The sequence below is a fragment of the Pseudomonas sp. Irchel 3E20 genome, from assembly GCF_900187645.1.
In the GTDB taxonomy this organism is placed as follows: domain Bacteria; phylum Pseudomonadota; class Gammaproteobacteria; order Pseudomonadales; family Pseudomonadaceae; genus Aquipseudomonas.
This window is the reverse complement of the sequence record NZ_FYEE01000002.1, coordinates 544,522-562,464: the sequence shown is the minus strand read 5'-3', so window position 1 is coordinate 562,464 and position 17,943 is coordinate 544,522. Positions and strand designations below refer to the sequence as shown.

The following is a 17,943-nucleotide window of genomic DNA, read 5'->3' as shown; positions in this document are numbered from 1 at the left end:
GTTGCCCATGAAACTGCTGATTGTCGAAGACCAACCAAAAACCGGGCACTACCTGCGCCAAGGCCTGAGCGAGGCCGGTTTCAACGCCGAACTGGTGGCCGACGGCACCACCGGCCAGCACCTGGCCCTGACCGGCGACTACGCCCTGCTGATTCTCGATGTGATGTTGCCCGGGCGCGACGGCTGGGAAATTCTCCAGGCTGTGCGTAGCGCCGGGCTCGATACCCCGGTGCTGTTCCTCACCGCCCGGGACGCGGTGCAAGACCGCGTGCATGGCCTGGAACTGGGCGCCGACGACTACCTGGTCAAGCCCTTCGCCTTCTCCGAACTGCTGGCCCGGGTGCGTAGCCTGTTGCGCCGTGGCAGCGCCGCGCCGCAGGACACCTGCCTGCAACTGGCCGACCTGCGCCTGGACCTGATCCGCCGCCGCGTGGAGCGTAACGGCCAGCGCATCGACCTGACCGCCAAGGAGTTCGCCCTGCTGGAATTGTTCCTGCGCCGCCAGGGCGAGGTGCTGCCCAAATCCCTGATCGCCTCCCAGGTCTGGGACATGAATTTTGACAGCGACACCAATGTGATCGAAGTCGCCATCCGCCGCTTGCGGCTGAAGATCGACGATGAGTTCCCGAACAAGCTGATCCACACCGTGCGCGGCATGGGCTACGTCCTCGAAGAGCGCGCACCGTGATGGGGCGCTTATCCCTCAGCGGCCGTTTGGCCTTGCTGTTCGCCGCGTGCACTGCGGTGGTATCGCTGCTGGCCGGGGTGTTGTTCAGCCGCGCCAGCGAGGGCCATTTCATCGAACTCGACCAGCAACTGCTGGACAGCAAGTTGGTGGCGCTGCGCAGCATCCTCGAGGGCGCCGAAAGCCCCGCTCAGTTGAACGAACGCCTCGGCCGGCTGCGAGATGAACTCAATCATCAACCGGACTTGGCGCTGCACATCCGCAGCGCCCAAGGCGAGCGGTGGTTCGACAGCGCCGCCCTGCCCCCAGACCTGCCGACCGCGCCCGGGCTGCACAGCCTAGACAGCGCTGGCACCGCGTACCGGGTCTACAACACGGCGCTGCAAACCCACCAGGCAAATTCGCCGCGCCTGAGCCTGGTGCTGGATATCACCCACCACCAGCACTTCCTGCAACGCATGCAGCACCTGATCTGGCTGACGGTCGGCCTGTCGGCGCTGGCCACGGCGCTGCTCGGGGCCTGGGCCGCTCGCAGCGGTTTGCGCCCGCTGCGGCGCATGAGCGAGGTGGCGACCAGCGTCTCTGCCAACTCCCTGGCCCAACGCCTGCCAGACGCGCAAATGCCGGCGGAGCTAGCGGACCTGGCCCACAGTTTCAATGCCATGCTCGGGCGCCTCGACGACGCCTTCCAACGCCTGTCCGCGTTCTCCGCCGACATCGCCCACGAACTGCGCACGCCGCTGTCCAACCTGCTGACCCACACGCAGGTCACCCTGACCCGACCGCGCAGCCTGGAGGATTATCGCGAGGCGCTGCACAGCAACCTCGAAGAGTTGCAGTGGATGGCGCAACTGGTGAACGACATGCTGTACCTGGCCAAAGCCGACCACGGCTTGCTCACCCCTAAGCATCAGGCCCTGGACCTGGGTGCGGAAATCGATGCACTGCTGGAGTTTTTCGCGCCCCTGGCCGAAGACGCCCAGGTCGCCCTGAGCCGCGAAGGCAGCGCACCGTTCGCCGGGGATCGCAACATGCTGCGCCGGGCCTTTTCCAACTTGCTGGACAACGCCCTACGCTTCACCCCCGCCAGCGGCGAGGTGCGGGTGCTGATCGCGGATACGGGCAAAGAGCTGTGCCTGAGCGTAGAAAACAGCGGCACCGGCATCCCGCCCGAGCTGCTGCCGCGCCTGTTCGACCGCTTCTATCGCGCCGACCCTGCCCGCCGCGAAGGCAGCAGTGAACATGCGGGGCTGGGGCTGGCGATTACCCAATCGATCATCCGCGCCCATGGCGGGCAGATTCGTTGCGAGTCGCAGCAGGGCTGGACGCGCTTTGTGATTGAGTTGCCTAAGCAGGTGTAAGTTAGAACGGATGCCTGACGGTGGGAGGCGATGTTGCGCTGGAGAACCTGCTTGCGATAGCACAGGCTCCTCCAGCGCGTCAGGGCTTAGGAATAACGCAACGCATGGGCCGGCTCGATTTTCGCCGCGCGCCAGGCCGGGTACACCGTCGCCAGAAAGCTCAGGACGAAACCCGCGCCGCAGATCAGCGCCACGTCCGCGCCTTGCAGTTCCGAGGGCAGGTTGCTAACGAAGTACACGTCGGAACTGAAGATGTGCTGCCCGGAAACCCGCTCCAGCCAACCCACCAACTCACTTACGTTGAGCGCCGCGATCACCCCGAGGATGCCGCCGATCAAGGTGCCGACGACCCCGATCACAGTGCCCTGGACCATGAAGATCGCCATGATCTGCCGCGGTGTTGCGCCGATGGTGCGCAGGATCGCGATGTCGGCGCCCTTGTCGTTCACCACCATAATCAGCGTGGCAATGATGTTGAACGCGGCGACGGCAACGATCATCAGCAACAGCAGGCCGATCATGGTCTTTTCCATTTTCATCGCGCTGAACAGGCTGCCCTGGGTGTGGGTCCAGTCATCGGCCCGGTAGGCGGCGCCGAGGCTCGCGGCCACGTCACTCGATACCTTGGGCGCGGCGTACAGGTCCTTCACCGCCAGGCGCACGCTTTGCACCTGGTTGGGCTGCCAATGTTGCATCTGCGCGGCGTCGGCTACGTGGATCAACGCCATGGAACCGTCCAGCTCGGCGCCGACCTTGAACACCCCGACCACATTCAAGCGCTGCATGCGCGGTGTAATGCCGCCCGGCGCGCTGCTGACTTCGGGCACGATCAGGGTCAATTTGTCGCCGACATTGAGGCGAAAACGCCGCGCAGTGATTTCCCCGACCACCACGCCGAACTCACCCGGTTGCAGCGCATCCAGGCGCCCCTGGACGATGTGCTTGGCCACAATGGACACCTGGCCTTCAAGCGCCGGGTCAACGCCGCTGATCTGGATCGGCTGCATCGCGCCCTTGTAGGAGAGCATGCCTTCCATCTCGGTGAACGGCACCGCAGCGGTGACTTCGGGGTTTTTCAGGGCGGCAGCGGCCACCGGTTGCCAGTCGTCGATCGGGTTGACGCCGACGATGGTGGCATGGGGCACCATACCGAGGATGCGCGAGCTCATTTCCCGCTGGAAACCGTTCATCACCGACAGCACCACGATCATCGCCAGTACGCCCAGGGCGAGGCCGATCATGGAGGTCATCGAGATGAACGAGACAAACCGGTTGCGCCGCTTGGCGCGGGTGTAGCGCGTGCCGATAAAGATCGATAACGGTCTGAACATGGGCGAGGCACCGTAAAAAAGTGAACGACCCGGCAACGCGCCGGGTGCTGAATCAGATCGCGCTCAGGCGGCCTTCCTGCAGGTGCAACACACGGTCCATCTGCCGGGCCAGGTTCATGTCGTGGGTCACCACCAGAAACGCGGTGCGCATCGAGGTGCTGAGTTCCAGCATCAGGTCCTGGATGCCCTGGGCGGTGTGCGAGTCGAGGTTGCCGGTAGGCTCGTCGAGCATCACCAGCCCCGGCTTGTTCACCAACGCCCGGGCAATCGCCACACGCTGGCGCTCGCCGCCGGACAGCTCCGAGGGCTTGTGCTCCAGGCGATGGCCGAGGCCGACGCGCTCAAGCAACGCCGTGGCACGCTGGCGCGCCTCGGGGATCGCGGTGCGGCCGATCAGCAACGGCATGCAGACGTTTTCCAGCGCCGTGAACTCGGGCAGCAAGTGGTGGAACTGATAGACAAAGCCCAAAGAGCGGTTGCGCAACTGGCCACGGGCCTTTTCGCCCAGGGCCGACAACTCCTCACCGGCCAGCCAGACGCTGCCCTCGGTGGGCGTATCGAGGCCGCCCAGCAGGTTGAGCAAGGTGCTCTTGCCCGAACCAGACGTACCGACAATCGCCACCCGCTCACCGGGGTGCAGCTCCAGTTGCAGGCCGGACAGCACCACCACCGATTCCGGCCCTTCTTCATACGACTTGCCCAGGTTGCGGCAGCTCAGGATTGCTTTTTCACTCATGCCCGACTCACTCATAACGTAGCGCCTCCGCAGGCTGGGTGCGTGCCGCACGCCAGGCCGGATACAGGGTGGCGAGAAAACTCAGAACCAACGCCGCGCCACAGACCATCAACACGTCCTGAGCCATCAGTTGCGAAGGCAGGTAGTCGATGAAGTACACGTCGGCGTTCAGGAATTTGTGCCCCATCAGGCTTTCGACACCGGCGATGGCCGCGCTGACGTTCAACGCCGCGAACATGCCCACCACGGCGCCGATCAAGGTGCCCACGACACCGATCACCGTGCCCTGGACCATGAAGATCGCCATGATCTGCCCCGGCGTGGCGCCGAGGGTGCGCAGGATCGCGATGTCACCCTTCTTGTCGTTGACCACCATCACCAGGGTGGAAATGATGTTGAACGCCGCCACCGCGACAATCAGCAGCAACAGCAGGCCGATCATGGCTTTTTCCATGCGGATGGCCTGGTAGAGGTTGCCGTGGGAGCGGGTCCAGTCGCGGGCGTAGTAGCGGTCTTCGCCCAACTGCTGGGCGATGTTCCACGCCGTGCGCGGGGCCTGGAACAGGTCGTCGAACTTCAGCCGCAGGCCCTGCACCTGATCCGGCTGCCAGCGGTGCAGACGCGCCAGGTCGGTGAGGTTGGTCAGGCCCAGGTAGCCGTCGATCTCACCGGCGCCGACATGAAAGATGCCGACCACGGTGAAGCGCTTCATGCGCGGGAACATGCCCGCCGGCGTCACGGTGACTTCCGGGGCGACGAAGGTCAGCTTGTCGCCAATAACGGCGCCGAGCTTGGCGGCGGCCTTGTCGCCGATGACGATGCCGAAGCTGCCGGGGGCCAGCGCATCGAGCTGGCCCTGCTGCATGAACTGATCGATGATCGACACCTGCCGCTCCTGGGCCGGGTCGATGGCATTGAGCAGAACTTTCTGCACCTTGCCGTTGTTGGTCAGCAGGCCCTGCATCTGTGTAAAGGGCGCCACCGCCAGCACCTGCGGGTTCTGCTTGACCTTGGCGGCCACGCTTTGCCAGTCGCCGATGGGCTCGCCGGACTCGATGGTGGCGTGGGGCACCATGCCCAGCACGCGGGTGCGCATCTCATGGTCGAAACCGTTCATCACCGACAGCACGACGATCATCACGACCACGCCCAAGGCGAGCCCGATCATCGAAGTCAGGGAAATGAACGATACAAAATGATTGCGACGCTTGGCGCGGGTATAACGCGTGCCAATAAATACGAAGAGAGGTCTGAACATGTCGGGGCTTGTTCGGAGGGAAAAGGAACGTCCTTGTGGCGGGGGTCGATAACCAGCTTTACACTCAGACCACCGCCGCTACCATGGGTTCGCCATGTCGACATTAGATGAAGAAGATCGCCGCGAATACTACCGTATCGAGGACACGATCGCACTGGAAATTCGGCCCCTGTCCGCCCCCGAAGCCGCGGGCCAGGATGTGTTGCAGGATGCGTCCCCCCTGTTCAACCTACTCAGCGAACTGCACCTGAGCGAGTTCGAGTCGCAACACCTACTCCGGCAAATCAGCGAACGCGACCGCAACACCGCCAGCTACCTCAAAGTGCTTAACAAACGCATCGACCTGCTCAGCCAGGTCGTGGCCCTGACCGTGCTCGGGCAGATCGGCGAACCGCAACCGGTGGTGATTTCCGAGGGCGGCATCGAATTCAGCGCCCCTAATGCGTTTGCCCTCGGCACCGCGCTGTCGGTGAAGCTCGTGTTGATGCCCCAGGCCCTGGGCCTTTTGCTACGCGCCCGGGTCACCCACTGTGCCGCTAAAGGGGCGCAGTTCGAGGTCGGCACCGAGTTCGAACTCATCAGCGACGCCCAACGCCAGTTGCTGGCACGCTACATCCTGCAAAAACAGGCCCAGGAACGACGCCTGGCCCGAGAACAGAACGAATCGTCCGTCACCCAGAAGGAATAAACGTGACCCTCATCTACGGCCATCGCGGCGCCAAGGGCGAAGCACCGGAAAACACCCTGACCAGTTTCCAGCAGTGCCTCAAGCACGGCGTGCGCCGCTGCGAGCTGGACTTGCACCTGTCGCGCGACGGCGAACTGATGGTGATCCACGACCCGACCCTCAAGCGCACCACCGACCGGCGCGGCAAAGTGGCCGAGCATTCGGCTGCCGACCTGACCAGCTACGACGCGCGCAAGGGTGGCCCGGGCTGGATCACGCCCTGTCCGATCCCGCGCCTGGAGGAGCTGTTCGAGCAATGCGATTTCGAGCACTGGCAACTGGAGGTCAAGAGCGCATCACGCACCCGCGCGGCCACCACCGTGCTAGCGATTCGGGAACTGGCCCAGCGTTTCGGCCTGCTGGACAGGGTCACCATCACCTCCGGCTCGCGGGAAGTGCTCAAGGCCGCCCTGGACCTCACACCGGACGTGTCCCGGGGGCTGGTAGCCGAGTACGCCTGGCTCGACCCGCTGAAGGTCGCCCAGGGCTATGGCTGCGAGATTCTGGCGTTGAACTGGACACTCTGCACCCCTGAACGCCTGGAAAAGGCCCAGCGCCAGGGGTTGCATGTGTCGGTGTGGACCGTCAACGAACCCGCGCTGATGCGCAGGCTCGCCGACTTCGGCGTAGATAGCCTGATTACAGACTTTCCCGGTTTGGCCACTGCCACCCTTGGGAATAGCTGAAATCGGTCTCCCCGGCCGGCTCAGGCCACCGGCCGGAGCCGCTCAAAAAAGCCGGTTGAGACCGTCGTACGCCGCTACCCGATAGGCTTCGGCCATGGTCGGGTAGTTGAACGTGGTATTGACGAAGTACTTCAGCGTGTTGAGTTCGCCCGGCTGGTTCATGATCGCCTGGCCGATGTGCACGATCTCCGAAGCCTGGTAGCCGAAGCAGTGAACCCCCAGCACCTCCAGGGTTTCGCGGTGGAACAAAATCTTGAGCATGCCTTGCGGTTCACCGGCGATCTGCGCCCGAGCCATGCCCTTGAAAAACGCCTTGCCGACTTCATACGGCACCTTGGCCTGTGTCAGCTCCTGCTCGTTTTTACCGATCGAGCTGATCTCCGGAATGGTGTAGATCCCGGTCGGCACGTCGTTGACGAAGCGCCAGCTGCCGTTATCGACAATGCTGCCAGCGGCCGAGCGGCCCTGGTCGTGAGCGGCACTGGCCAGGCTCGGCCAGCCGATCACGTCGCCCGCGGCGTAGATGTTCGGCACCGCGGTACGGTAGTTTTCGTCCACTTCGATCTGGCCACGGCTGTTGACCTTGATGCCGATATTTTCCAGGCCCAACTGGTCGGTGTTGCCGGTACGGCCGTTGCACCAGAGCAAGGCGTCGGCCTTGATCTTCTTGCCGGACTTGAGGTGCAGGATCACGCCGTTGTCCACGCCTTCGACCCGGTCGTAGTCTTCGTTGTGGCGCACGGTGATGTTGTTGTTGCTGAAGTGGTAGCTCAGGGCTTGGGAGATTTCCGAGTCCAGGAAGCTGAGCAACTGGCCACGGTTGTCCACCAGTTCCACCAGCACGCCGAGGCCGCTGAAGATCGAGGCGTATTCGCAACCGATCACGCCGGCGCCGTACACGATCAGCTTACGCGGCGTGTGGCCCAGGCTCAGGATGGTGTCGCTATCGTAGATACGCGGGTGGTGGAAATCGATATCGGCCGGGCGATACGGGCGCGACCCGGTGGCAACGATGACCTGCTTGGCCACCAGTTTTTCCACCACGCCATTGGCGCAGACCACTTCCACCGTTTGCTCGTCGGCAAAGCTGCCGGTGCCGAAAAACAGGTCAACGCGGTTGCGGGCGTAATAACCGGTACGGGACGCCACCTGCTTGGAGATGACTTTTTCGGCACTCTTGAGTACGTCGGGGAACGAGAACCAGCGCGGCTCACCAATGGCCCGGAACATCGGGTTGGTGTTGAACTGCATGATTTGCCGTACCGAGTGACGCAAGGCCTTGGACGGGATGGTCCCCAGGTGGGTGCAGTTGCCGCCGACCTGACGGCGACTGTCAACCATCGCCACCTTGCGGCCGGCCTTGGCGGCGTTCATTGCCGCACCTTCTCCAGCAGGGCCGGAACCCAGCACCACCACGTCGTAGTTGTAGACAGCCATGCGTACTCCTCAGAACAGGCCGAGGCACCACTGCGGCGCCTGCGGCTAAATCATGCCGCGGCCAGCGGCATGAAGGAACAAATTGGGGGTCAAGCTAGAACCCGGACACAGTCTATAGAAGCCTCAACGCCGCGCACATTAACCCTTGGTCGTGTCGTAGGCTACTTTTGCCTGCACTACATCAAGGTCAAGGGGCCAGGTTTGTGCTCATGCGCTCAAACGCCGCGCTGCTGCGGGTGACAAAACCGTTATCGGCACGAATCACAAAAAATGCGGCGATGGCGTTTTTCTCTGCATATTCCCAGCCCCGTTGCGGCCCGAGAATCAAAAGCAATGTCGATAAGCCATCCGCCATCAATGCTTGCGGGTGAAGCACCGTCACCGAGGCCAGGGCATGCTGGATTGGCGCGGCGGTCTGGGCATCCAGGGTGTGAGAGTAGCGGCGCCCGTCGCGCTCGAAGTATTTACGGTAATCCCCCGAGGTGGACACCCCGAAGCCATCGACCGCGATGATACGTTCCAGCACTTGCTGGTCATCCCGCGGCGCCTCCAGGGCCACCCGCCAAGGCGAGCCATCAGGCTTGTGGCCGGCAGCCTTAAGTTCACCGGTGACTTCCACCAGGTAGCTGCCGACGCCCAGCCCTTGGAGCGTCGTGGCAATGCGGTCCACTGCGTAGCCGGCGGCGATGCTGTTGAAGTCCACCTGCACCGGCGCGTCCTTGCACAACTGCTCGCCCTCGATGCGCAAATGAACGTGACCGACACGCTGGCGGACCTGCGCCAGGGCCTGGGCATCCGGCACCTGCTCGCCCCGCGACTGCGGCCCGAAGCCCCACAGGTTGAGCAAGGGCTCGATGGTCAAGTCGAAAGCACCATTGCTTTGAGCCGACAACTGCTCGCCGACCCGCACCAATTCCAATACCGGCGCCGGCATCGCGCGGCAGCTGTTGGCGGGCAAGTCATTGAAGCGCTCGATGTCCGAATCGCTGCGGTAGGTGGACATCTGCTCGTCGATCTCAGCGAGGATTCGCCCCACCTGCCGCTGCACCTCACCCACTGAAGGCACACCACCGCGCTGCACATACTGAATGCTGTAGGTGCTGCCCATGGTCGGGCCGCCGAAGCGCTGCAACGACTCGTCCGGGCCGCAGCCCGCAACAACGGCCAACGCCAGAAAAACCCCTGCCATCGTGATTCGCCCCACGACTTCCCCCCTCCCCTTGCAAAACAGACCAGCCCTTATGGGCCCGCCACGAACGGCACAAACAAAAACGCCCCGAACCAGTCGGGGCGTTTTCAACAGCGGCTAAACCCTGGGCTTAGCGTGGGAAGGCAGGCGGGTTAACCCCGGCCATGTCTTCCATCACGCGTACGACCTGGCAGCTGTAGCCGAACTCGTTGTCGTACCACACGTACAGGACAACGCGGTTGTCCTGGGTGATGGTCGCTTCAGCGTCCACCACACCGGCGTGGCGCGAGCCAACGAAGTCGGTGGATACCACTTCCTGCGAATTGACGTAGTCGATTTGCTTATGCAGATCGGAGTGCAGCGCCATGTAGCGCAGGTACTCGTTCATCTCTTCGCGGGTGGCGGCTTTCTCAAGGTTGAGGTTGAGAATGGCCATCGACACGTTCGGCGTTGGCACGCGGATCGCGTTGCCGGTCAACTTGCCGGCCAGCTCTGGCAGGGCCTTGGCCGCTGCGGTGGCCGCACCGGTTTCGGTGATGACCATGTTCAGCGCGGCGCTACGGCCACGGCGATCGCCCTTGTGGAAGTTGTCGATCAGGTTCTGGTCGTTGGTGTACGAGTGAACCGTTTCCACGTGGCCGTTGACGATGCCGAACTTGTCGTTCACTGCCTTGAGCACCGGCACGATGGCGTTGGTGGTGCAGGAAGCGGCCGAGATGATCTTGTCGTCAGCAGTGATTTCGCCGTGGTTGATGCCGTGCACGATGTTCTTGAGCTTGCCCTTGCCAGGCGCGGTCAGCACAACGCGGTCAACGCCCGGGCACGTCAGGTGCTGGCCAAGGCCGTCGGCGTCACGCCATACACCGGTGTTGTCCACCAGCAACGCGTTCTTGATGCCGTACTGGGTGTAGTCCACCTCGGTCGGGTTCTTCGCGTAAATCACCTGGATCAGGTTGCCATTGGCGGTGATGGTGTTGTTGGCTTCATCGACCGTGATGGTGCCGTCGAACGGGCCATGGACCGAGTCGCGACGCAGCAGGCTGGCGCGTTTGACCAGGTCATTCTCGGCGCCCTTACGGACCACGATGGCACGCAGGCGCAGGCCATCGCCGCCACCGGTTTTCTCGATCAGAATGCGCGCCAGCAGGCGGCCGATACGACCGAAGCCGTACAACACCACGTCAGTGCCTTTGCGCGCCGACGCGTTTTGCTGGCCAACCACATCGGCCAGCTCTTCACGCACGAACTGCTCGGCGGTACGGCCGTTGCCCTGGGTCTTGAACTTGACCGCCAGTTTGCCCAGGTCTACCGAAGCAGCGCCGAGCTTGAGCTCGCTCATGGCTTTAAGCAGGGGGAAAGTCTCGTGGACAGACAATTCACTGTCGTCGGACTGGCGATGGCGAGCAAAGCGGTGGGCTTTGAGAATCGCGATGACTGACCGGTTGATCAGGCTGCGGCCATAGATCGAGCTCACCACATTGTTGTTGCGGTAGAGCTGGCCGATAAGCGGAATCATCGCTTCTGCGAGTGCTTCACGGTCGATCCATTCACCAAGACACTGGTCGGGCTTCTGAGTCACGGGAACCTTCCACATGTAGGGGCAGAAAAAAGGGGCTACATTATGCCGCCGAGTCGGGCGCGGATCAATGCGCGCCTGTCGCACCATGGTTTTGCTCGATTGGCGCCAGTCTGCAACTGACAGCCGGCACCTTCGCCCGCTACAATCACAGGCTTTGTCGCAACGCTTGGAGCTCAACCTTCCGTGCCTGTTCTGCGTCTACCGCATCTCCCTGCTGCCGCAGGTAAACAGCACTGGGGCAACCTGCCCGGTGCCGCCCTGAGCCTGGCCATCGCCGAGGCTGCCAGCGCTGCCAAGCGCTTCACCCTGCTACTGACCGCCGACAGCCAAAGCGCCGAACGGCTGGAGCAGGAACTGGGTTTCTTCGCCCCCGATTTGCCGGTGCTGCACTTCCCGGACTGGGAAACCCTGCCCTACGACCTGTTTTCGCCCCACCAGGACATCATTTCCCAGCGCATCGCCAGCCTGTATCGGCTGCCGGAGCTGAGCCACGGGGTTTTGGTAGTGCCTATCACCACGGCCCTACATCGCCTGGCGCCGACCAAGTTCCTGCTGGGCAGCAGCCTCGTGCTGGACATCGGCCAGAAACTCGACGTCGAACAGATGCGCACGCGCCTGGAGGCCAGCGGCTACCGTTGCGTCGACACGGTGTACGAGCACGGCGAGTTCGCGGTACGCGGGGCGCTGATCGACCTGTTCCCGATGGGCAGCAAACTGCCCTACCGCATTGACCTGTTCGATGACGAAATCGAGACCCTGCGTACCTTCGACCCGGAAAACCAGCGCTCCATCGACAAGGTCGACTCCGTGCGCTTGCTCCCGGCCCGCGAGTTCCCCCTGCAAAAAGACGCGGTGACGCGGTTCAAGGCACGGTTTCGCGAGCGCTTTGACGTGGACTTTCGCCGCTGCCCGATCTTCCAGGACCTGAGCAGCGGCATCACTCCCGCCGGCATCGAGTACTACCTGCCGCTGTTTTTCGACGAAACCTCCACCCTGTTCGACTACTTGCCGCAGGACACCCAGGTGTTCTCCCTGCCGGGCATCGAGCAAGCGGCGGAAAACTTCTGGAACGATGTGCGCAACCGCTACGAAGAGCGCCGCGTCGATCCATCGCGCCCGCTGCTGCCGCCGGCCGAATTGTTCCTGCCGGTCGAAGACTGCTTCGCGCGCCTGAAGAACTGGCCCCGGGTGGTCGCCAGCCAGCAGGACGTGGACACCGGCGCCGGGCGTGAGCGGTTCGCCGCCCGGGCCCTGCCCAACCTGGCCATCGAAGCCAAGGCCAACGAGCCCTTGGCGGCGCTTTCCGGGTTCCTTGAAGCCTTTGACGGGCGCGTGCTGTTTACCGCCGAGTCGGCCGGGCGCCGCGAAGTTCTGCTGGAGCTGCTTGAGCGCCTTAAGCTGCGGCCAAAAACCGTTGATAACTGGCCGGATTTCGTCGCCAGCAAACACCGTTTGGCGATCACCATCGCCCCCCTGGACGATGGCCTGCTGCTGGACGACCCGGCGCTGGCGTTGATCGCCGAGAGCCCGCTGTTCGGCCAACGGGTGATGCAGCGCCGGCGCCGGGAAAAACGCGCCGACGCCAACAACGACGCGGTCATCAAGAACCTCACCGAGCTGCGCGAAGGCGCGCCGGTGGTGCACATCGACCACGGCGTGGGCCGCTACCTGGGCCTGGCCACGTTGGAAATCGACAACCAGGCCGCCGAATTCCTCACCATGGAATACGCCGAGGGCGCCAAGCTCTACGTGCCGGTGGCCAGCCTGCACCTGATCGCCCGCTACACCGGCAGCGACGACGCCCTCGCACCCCTGCATCGCCTGGGGTCGGAGACCTGGCAGAAAGCCAAGCGCAAAGCCGCCGAGCAGGTGCGCGACGTGGCCGCCGAACTGCTGGACATCTACGCCCGCCGCGCCGCCCGCGAAGGCTACGCATTCGCCGACCCCAAGGCCGACTACGCAACGTTCAGCGCCGGTTTTCCCTTCGAGGAAACCCCGGACCAGCAAACCACCATCGAAGCCGTGCGCGCCGACATGCTCGCGCCCAAGCCCATGGATCGCCTGGTGTGCGGCGACGTGGGCTTCGGCAAGACCGAAGTGGCCATGCGCGCCGCGTTCATCGCCGTGCACGGCGGCCGCCAGGTGGCGATCCTGGTGCCCACTACCCTGCTCGCCCAGCAGCACTACAACAGCTTTCGCGATCGCTTCGCCGACTGGCCGGTGACCGTCGAAGTGATGAGCCGCTTCAAATCGACCAAGGAAGTCAACGCCGCCGTCGCCGACCTGGCCGAAGGCAAGATCGACATCGTTATCGGCACCCACAAGTTGCTGCAGGACGACGTCAAGATCAAAAACCTGGGCCTGGTCATCATCGACGAAGAACACCGCTTCGGCGTGCGCCAGAAGGAACAGCTCAAGGCCCTGCGTAGCGAGGTGGACATCCTCACCCTGACCGCCACGCCCATCCCACGCACGCTGAACATGGCCGTCTCGGGCATGCGCGACCTATCGATCATCGCCACCCCGCCGGCACGGCGCCTGTCGGTGCGCACCTTCGTCATGGAGCAGAACAACAGCACCGTCAAAGAAGCCCTGCTACGTGAGCTGCTGCGTGGCGGCCAGGTCTATTACCTGCACAACGATGTAAAAACCATCGAGAAATGCGCCGCAGACCTCGCCGAACTAGTGCCCGAAGCACGCATCGGCATCGGCCACGGGCAGATGCGCGAACGCGAGCTCGAACAGGTGATGAGCGACTTCTACCACAAGCGCTTCAACGTGCTGATCGCCTCGACCATCATCGAGACCGGCATCGACGTGCCCAGCGCCAACACCATCATCATCGAGCGCGCCGACAAGTTCGGCCTGGCGCAACTGCACCAATTGCGCGGCCGCGTGGGGCGCAGCCACCACCAGGCCTACGCCTACCTGCTCACGCCACCGCGCCAGCAAGTCACTGCGGATGCGCAAAAACGCCTGGAGGCCATTGCCAATACCCAGGACCTGGGCGCCGGTTTCGTGCTGGCCACCAACGACCTGGAAATCCGCGGCGCCGGCGAGCTATTGGGCGACGGTCAGAGCGGGCAGATCCAGGCCGTGGGCTTCACCCTCTACATGGAAATGCTCGAACGGGCGGTCAAGGCCATCCGCAAGGGCGAGCAACCGAACCTCGACCAACCCTTGGGCGGCGGCCCGGAAATCAACCTGCGCCTGCCCGCGTTGATTCCCGAGGACTACCTGCCAGATGTGCATGCGCGGCTGATCCTGTACAAGCGCATCGCCTCGGCCACCGACGAAGAGGGCCTCAAGGACCTGCAAGTGGAAATGATCGACCGCTTCGGCCTGCTGCCTGAGCCGACCAAGAACCTGGTGCGCCTGACCCTGCTCAAGCTGCAAGCCGAACAACTGGGCATCAAGAAGGTCGACGCCGGGCCACAGGGCGGGCGTATCGAGTTCGAACCGCAGACGCCGGTCGATCCGCTGGTGCTGATAAAACTCATCCAGGGCCAGCCCAACCGCTACAAATTTGAAGGCGCTACGCTGTTCAAATTCATGGTGCCAATGGAACGTCCCGAAGAGCGCTTCAACACATTGGAGGCGCTGTTCGAGCGCCTAGCCCCGAAAACTGCTTGAAGGACGTGCCATGCGCCTGTTTGCCTCACTGACCTTGCTGCTGACCCTGGTCGCCCCCTTGGCGTTGGCCGATGAGCTGTACCAGATCGAGATGATCCTGGTGCGGCAGAACGCCGAACCCACCATCCTCAGCCGCCCCGCGCCAGAGGATTGGGCCGCCGGCGCCCGCCCAGTTGACCCGGCCAGCCTGCGCACGCCGAGCCTCAACAAAGAAGTCGAAAACCTCAAGGCCAGCACCGACTACAGCGTGCTGCTGCACAAGGCCTGGCAACAGCCTCTGGGCGAGGCGCCGAGCACAGTGGCGATCAGCGACGGTGCCGGGCAGTTCGGCCAGTTCCCGATCCAGGGCACCCTGGAGTTGAAACTAGGGCGCTTTACCGACGTCAACGCCAAGTTCTGGGTCAACCAGATCGACCGCAATGGCCTGATTACCGCCAGCGAAAGCCTGAGCCAGCAAAGCCACACCAAGAACGGCCAACTGAATTTTCTCGACAACGGCCACCTGGGCCTGCTGATAAAAATCACCTCGCTATCCGCCCCCGCCCGCAGCCAAGCCCCCGTTGAAATCCCGGACTGACTGAGTGCCCATGCCCGCGACCCTGACCAAACCCCTGGCACCGTCCTGGGTCAGTCGCTTCAAAGAACAGAGCCTTGAGCGCGGGCGCCGCTACGCGCTGGAAAACCGCGTGCGCTTCGTCCAGGTCGGCGACAGCACCATCACTGCCAGTTGCGAAGGCTCGGGCGGCAACGTCTACCGCCAGACCATCAACCTGCGCGAATCCGCGAAAAACACCCTGCTGATGGTGGACGCTACGTGCAGTTGCCCCGTGCGGGTCAACTGCAAGCACTGCGCCGCGGTACTGCTGCAAGTCGAAGAAACCCTGGCCTTCCCCGCCGCCGCCAAAGACGCCCAACTGTTGGAAAAACTCCAGACGGTCCTGGAAAACCGCCGCCCCGCCGCCCCGCCGCAAGTGCTGCTCGACGACGTGCAACCGGTGCCGCGCCTGTGGCTGGCCAGCGTCGAATTCAGCGCCTTTGAACCGCGTAACGGCAAAATGCAGCGCTATATCCAGCACCGCGCCGCGCTGTCCTTCAACTATCAGGGCGAATACGTCAGCGGGCAGAAAAACGCCGATATCCTGATCCGCCAGGAACAGCAGACCCTGCGCATCAAGCGCCAACTCGACGCCGAGAAGCACTACCGCGAACAGCTCAGGCTGCTGGGGTTTCGCATCGCCACCCGGCAAAGTAAAGCCCTGCCCGAAAGCGCTGGCGAATTGTTCGAGATGGTCAACGACAGCGCCTGGCTGACCTTCACCCTCAACCAACTGCCCAGCCTGCGCGAACAAGGCTGGGAGCTGCAGATAGAGGACGACTTCGGCTTCGACCTGACCGCCGTCGATGACTGGTACGCCAGCGTCGAGGAGGCGCCGCAGCGTGATTGGTTCGACCTGGAACTGGGCATCATCGTCAACGGCGAGCGCCTGAGCCTGCTGCCGATCCTGCTCAACCTGATGCGCTCCCACACCGAGTTGCTCAACCCCGAACGCCTGGCCAAACGCCGCGACGACGAGTTGATCCTGGTGAACATCCCCAACCGGCCCCCTACCGACAGCGGCCCGCTGCAAGTGGCCCTGCCCTTCGGGCGCCTGAAACCGGTGCTGGCCACCCTCGGCGAGTTCTACCTGCAAGAACCAGGCGAAACCCGCCTGCGCCTGAGCAAAGCCGATGCCTTGCGGCTCAACCCGCTGCAAGAGTTGCCCCTGCTGTGGGAAGGCGGCGAACACATCCGCACCTTCGCCCAACGCCTGCGCGACATCAGAGACTACAGTTGCCGCGCGCCCGATGGCCTCAACGCCACCTTGCGCCCCTACCAACTCGAAGGCCTGAGCTGGATGCAGTCACTGCGCCAACTGGAGGTGGGCGGCATCCTCGCCGACGACATGGGCCTGGGCAAAACCCTGCAAACCCTGGCCCACGTGCTCAGCGAAAAGCACGCCGGGCGCCTCGACCGGCCGTGCATGGTAGTGATGCCCACCAGCCTGATCCCCAATTGGCTCGACGAAGCGGCGCACTTCACGCCCCAGCTCAAGGTCCTGGCGTTGTATGGCGCCGGGCGCAAGAAGCACTTCGCCCAACTGGCCGAGTACGACCTGATCCTCACCACCTACGCCCTGCTGCCCAAGGACATCGAAGTGCTGGCCGCCCAGCCGCTGCATGTGCTGGTGTTGGACGAAGCGCAGTACATCAAGAACCCCACCAGCAAGGCCGCCGAAGCTGCCCGCAGCCTCGACGCCCGGCAACGCCTGTGCCTGTCCGGTACGCCCCTGGAAAACCACCTGGGCGAACTCTGGTCACTGTTCCACTTCTTGCTGCCGGGTTGGCTGGGGGACGTGAAGACCTTCAACCGCGACTACCGCGTGCCCATCGAAAAACGCGGCAGCGAAGTGCGCTTGCAGCACCTCAACGGGCGCATCAAGCCGTTCCTGCTGCGCCGCACCAAAGAGCAGGTGGCCACTGAACTGCCACCCAAGACCGAGATCATCCATTGGGTCGACCTCAACGAAGCCCAGCGGGACGTCTACGAAACCATGCGCCTGGCCATGGACAAAAAAGTACGCGACGAGATCACCCGCAAAGGCGTGGCCCGCAGCCAAATCATCATCCTCGAAGCGCTGCTCAAGCTGCGCCAGGTCTGCTGCGACCTGCGCCTGGTTAACGAAGCCCCACCCACCCGGGGCAGCACCTCGGGCAAGCTCGATAGCCTGATGCAAATGCTTGAAGAGTTGTTCGAGGAGGGGCGGCGGATTCTGCTGTTCTCCCAGTTCACTTCAATGCTGACCCTGATTGAAACCGAACTGAAAAAACGCGGCGTCGCCTATGCCCTGCTGACCGGGCAGACCCGCGACCGCCGCACGCCGGTCAAGGCCTTCCAGAGCGGCCAGTTGCAGATCTTCCTGATTAGCCTCAAGGCGGGCGGCGTAGGCTTGAACCTGACCGAAGCCGATACGGTGATCCACTACGACCCGTGGTGGAACCCTGCCACGGAAAACCAGGCCACCGACCGCGCCTACCGCATTGGCCAGGAAAAACCGGTGTTCGTCTACAAGATGATTGCCCGGGGCACGGTGGAGGAAAAAATCCAGCACCTGCAAAAAGAAAAGTCCGACCTCGCCGCAGGCGTGCTCGACGGGCGCCAGGCCGGGGACTGGAAGCTGCAAAACAACGACATTGAAGCGCTGTTCGCGCCGCTGCCGGATAAAGCCAAGCATTAGTTTGTGGCGCGTCTATCGCGCCACAGATCGAGCACTGTAGCCTGTG

General features: G+C 63.3%; 13 protein-coding genes. 7 read left to right on the top strand and 6 right to left on the bottom strand.

The features are described 5' to 3' along the window. Window positions 1-7: 7 nt before the first annotated feature. Window positions 8-688 carry a heavy metal response regulator transcription factor gene (locus CKW13_RS05895; RefSeq protein WP_095107655.1) on the top strand — a complete coding sequence of 227 codons (681 nt, stop codon included), beginning with the start codon at window positions 8-10 and terminating at the stop codon, window positions 686-688. Next, window positions 688-2,046 carry a heavy metal sensor histidine kinase gene (locus CKW13_RS05890; protein WP_095107654.1) on the top strand — a complete coding sequence of 453 codons (1,359 nt, stop codon included), beginning with the start codon at window positions 688-690 and terminating at the stop codon, window positions 2,044-2,046. The genes CKW13_RS05895 and CKW13_RS05890 overlap by 1 nt, the downstream gene beginning before the upstream one ends. A gap of 86 nt (window positions 2,047-2,132) precedes the next feature. On the opposite strand, the gene CKW13_RS05885 is transcribed toward CKW13_RS05890, so the two are convergent. Genes CKW13_RS05885 through CKW13_RS05875 form a run of 3 tightly spaced genes read right to left on the bottom strand, consistent with a single transcriptional unit; the run spans window position 2,133 to window position 5,371 of the window. Next, on the bottom strand, window positions 2,133-3,377 hold the full coding sequence (locus CKW13_RS05885; protein WP_095107653.1) for a lipoprotein-releasing ABC transporter permease subunit: 1,245 nt from the start codon (window positions 3,375-3,377) through the stop codon (window positions 2,133-2,135). 52 nt (window positions 3,378-3,429) lie between these two features. Next, window positions 3,430-4,113 (bottom strand): lipoprotein-releasing ABC transporter ATP-binding protein LolD, encoded by a 684-nt coding sequence (gene lolD, locus CKW13_RS05880; RefSeq protein ID WP_176465057.1) that lies wholly within the window; start codon window positions 4,111-4,113, stop codon window positions 3,430-3,432. Between the two features lie 7 nt (window positions 4,114-4,120). Continuing rightward, window positions 4,121-5,371 carry a lipoprotein-releasing ABC transporter permease subunit gene (locus tag CKW13_RS05875; protein ID WP_095107651.1) on the bottom strand — a complete coding sequence of 417 codons (1,251 nt, stop codon included), beginning with the start codon at window positions 5,369-5,371 and terminating at the stop codon, window positions 4,121-4,123. A gap of 94 nt (window positions 5,372-5,465) precedes the next feature. Between CKW13_RS05875 and CKW13_RS05870 the strand changes: the two genes are divergently transcribed. Both CKW13_RS05870 and CKW13_RS05865 read left to right on the top strand, forming a co-directional pair. Beyond that, complete coding sequence (locus CKW13_RS05870; protein ID WP_095107650.1) at window positions 5,466-6,059, top strand: PilZ domain-containing protein; 594 nt, start codon at window positions 5,466-5,468, stop codon at window positions 6,057-6,059. 2 nt (window positions 6,060-6,061) lie between these two features. Next, window positions 6,062-6,784: a glycerophosphodiester phosphodiesterase gene (locus CKW13_RS05865; protein WP_095107649.1), complete on the top strand. Its 723-nt coding sequence runs from the start codon at window positions 6,062-6,064 to the stop codon at window positions 6,782-6,784. A 42-nt stretch (window positions 6,785-6,826) separates the two neighbouring features. On the opposite strand, the gene sthA is transcribed toward CKW13_RS05865, so the two are convergent. The 3 genes from sthA to CKW13_RS05850 form a co-directional block, all read right to left on the bottom strand. Then, window positions 6,827-8,221: a Si-specific NAD(P)(+) transhydrogenase gene (gene sthA / locus CKW13_RS05860; protein WP_095107648.1), complete on the bottom strand. Its 1,395-nt coding sequence runs from the start codon at window positions 8,219-8,221 to the stop codon at window positions 6,827-6,829. Between the two features lie 187 nt (window positions 8,222-8,408). Continuing rightward, window positions 8,409-9,410, bottom strand: a complete 1,002-nt coding sequence (locus CKW13_RS05855; RefSeq protein ID WP_095107647.1) for an FAD:protein FMN transferase — start codon at window positions 9,408-9,410, stop codon at window positions 8,409-8,411. A 130-nt stretch (window positions 9,411-9,540) separates the two neighbouring features. After that, window positions 9,541-11,004, bottom strand: coding sequence for a glyceraldehyde-3-phosphate dehydrogenase (locus CKW13_RS05850; protein WP_095107646.1), 1,464 nt, complete (start codon window positions 11,002-11,004; stop codon window positions 9,541-9,543). Window positions 11,005-11,172: 168 nt separating this feature from the next. Here CKW13_RS05850 and mfd point away from each other — a divergent pair, with 168 nt between their 5' ends. Genes mfd through CKW13_RS05835 form a run of 3 tightly spaced genes read left to right on the top strand, consistent with a single transcriptional unit; the run spans window position 11,173 to window position 17,897 of the window. Continuing rightward, window positions 11,173-14,622, top strand: a complete 3,450-nt coding sequence (gene mfd / locus CKW13_RS05845) for a transcription-repair coupling factor (RefSeq protein ID WP_095107645.1) — start codon at window positions 11,173-11,175, stop codon at window positions 14,620-14,622. 10 nt (window positions 14,623-14,632) lie between these two features. Beyond that, window positions 14,633-15,199: a CsiV family protein gene (locus tag CKW13_RS05840; RefSeq protein ID WP_095107644.1), complete on the top strand. Its 567-nt coding sequence runs from the start codon at window positions 14,633-14,635 to the stop codon at window positions 15,197-15,199. Window positions 15,200-15,209: 10 nt separating this feature from the next. After that, window positions 15,210-17,897 carry a DEAD/DEAH box helicase gene (locus CKW13_RS05835; RefSeq protein ID WP_095107643.1) on the top strand — a complete coding sequence of 896 codons (2,688 nt, stop codon included), beginning with the start codon at window positions 15,210-15,212 and terminating at the stop codon, window positions 17,895-17,897. Window positions 17,898-17,943 lie beyond the last annotated feature (46 nt).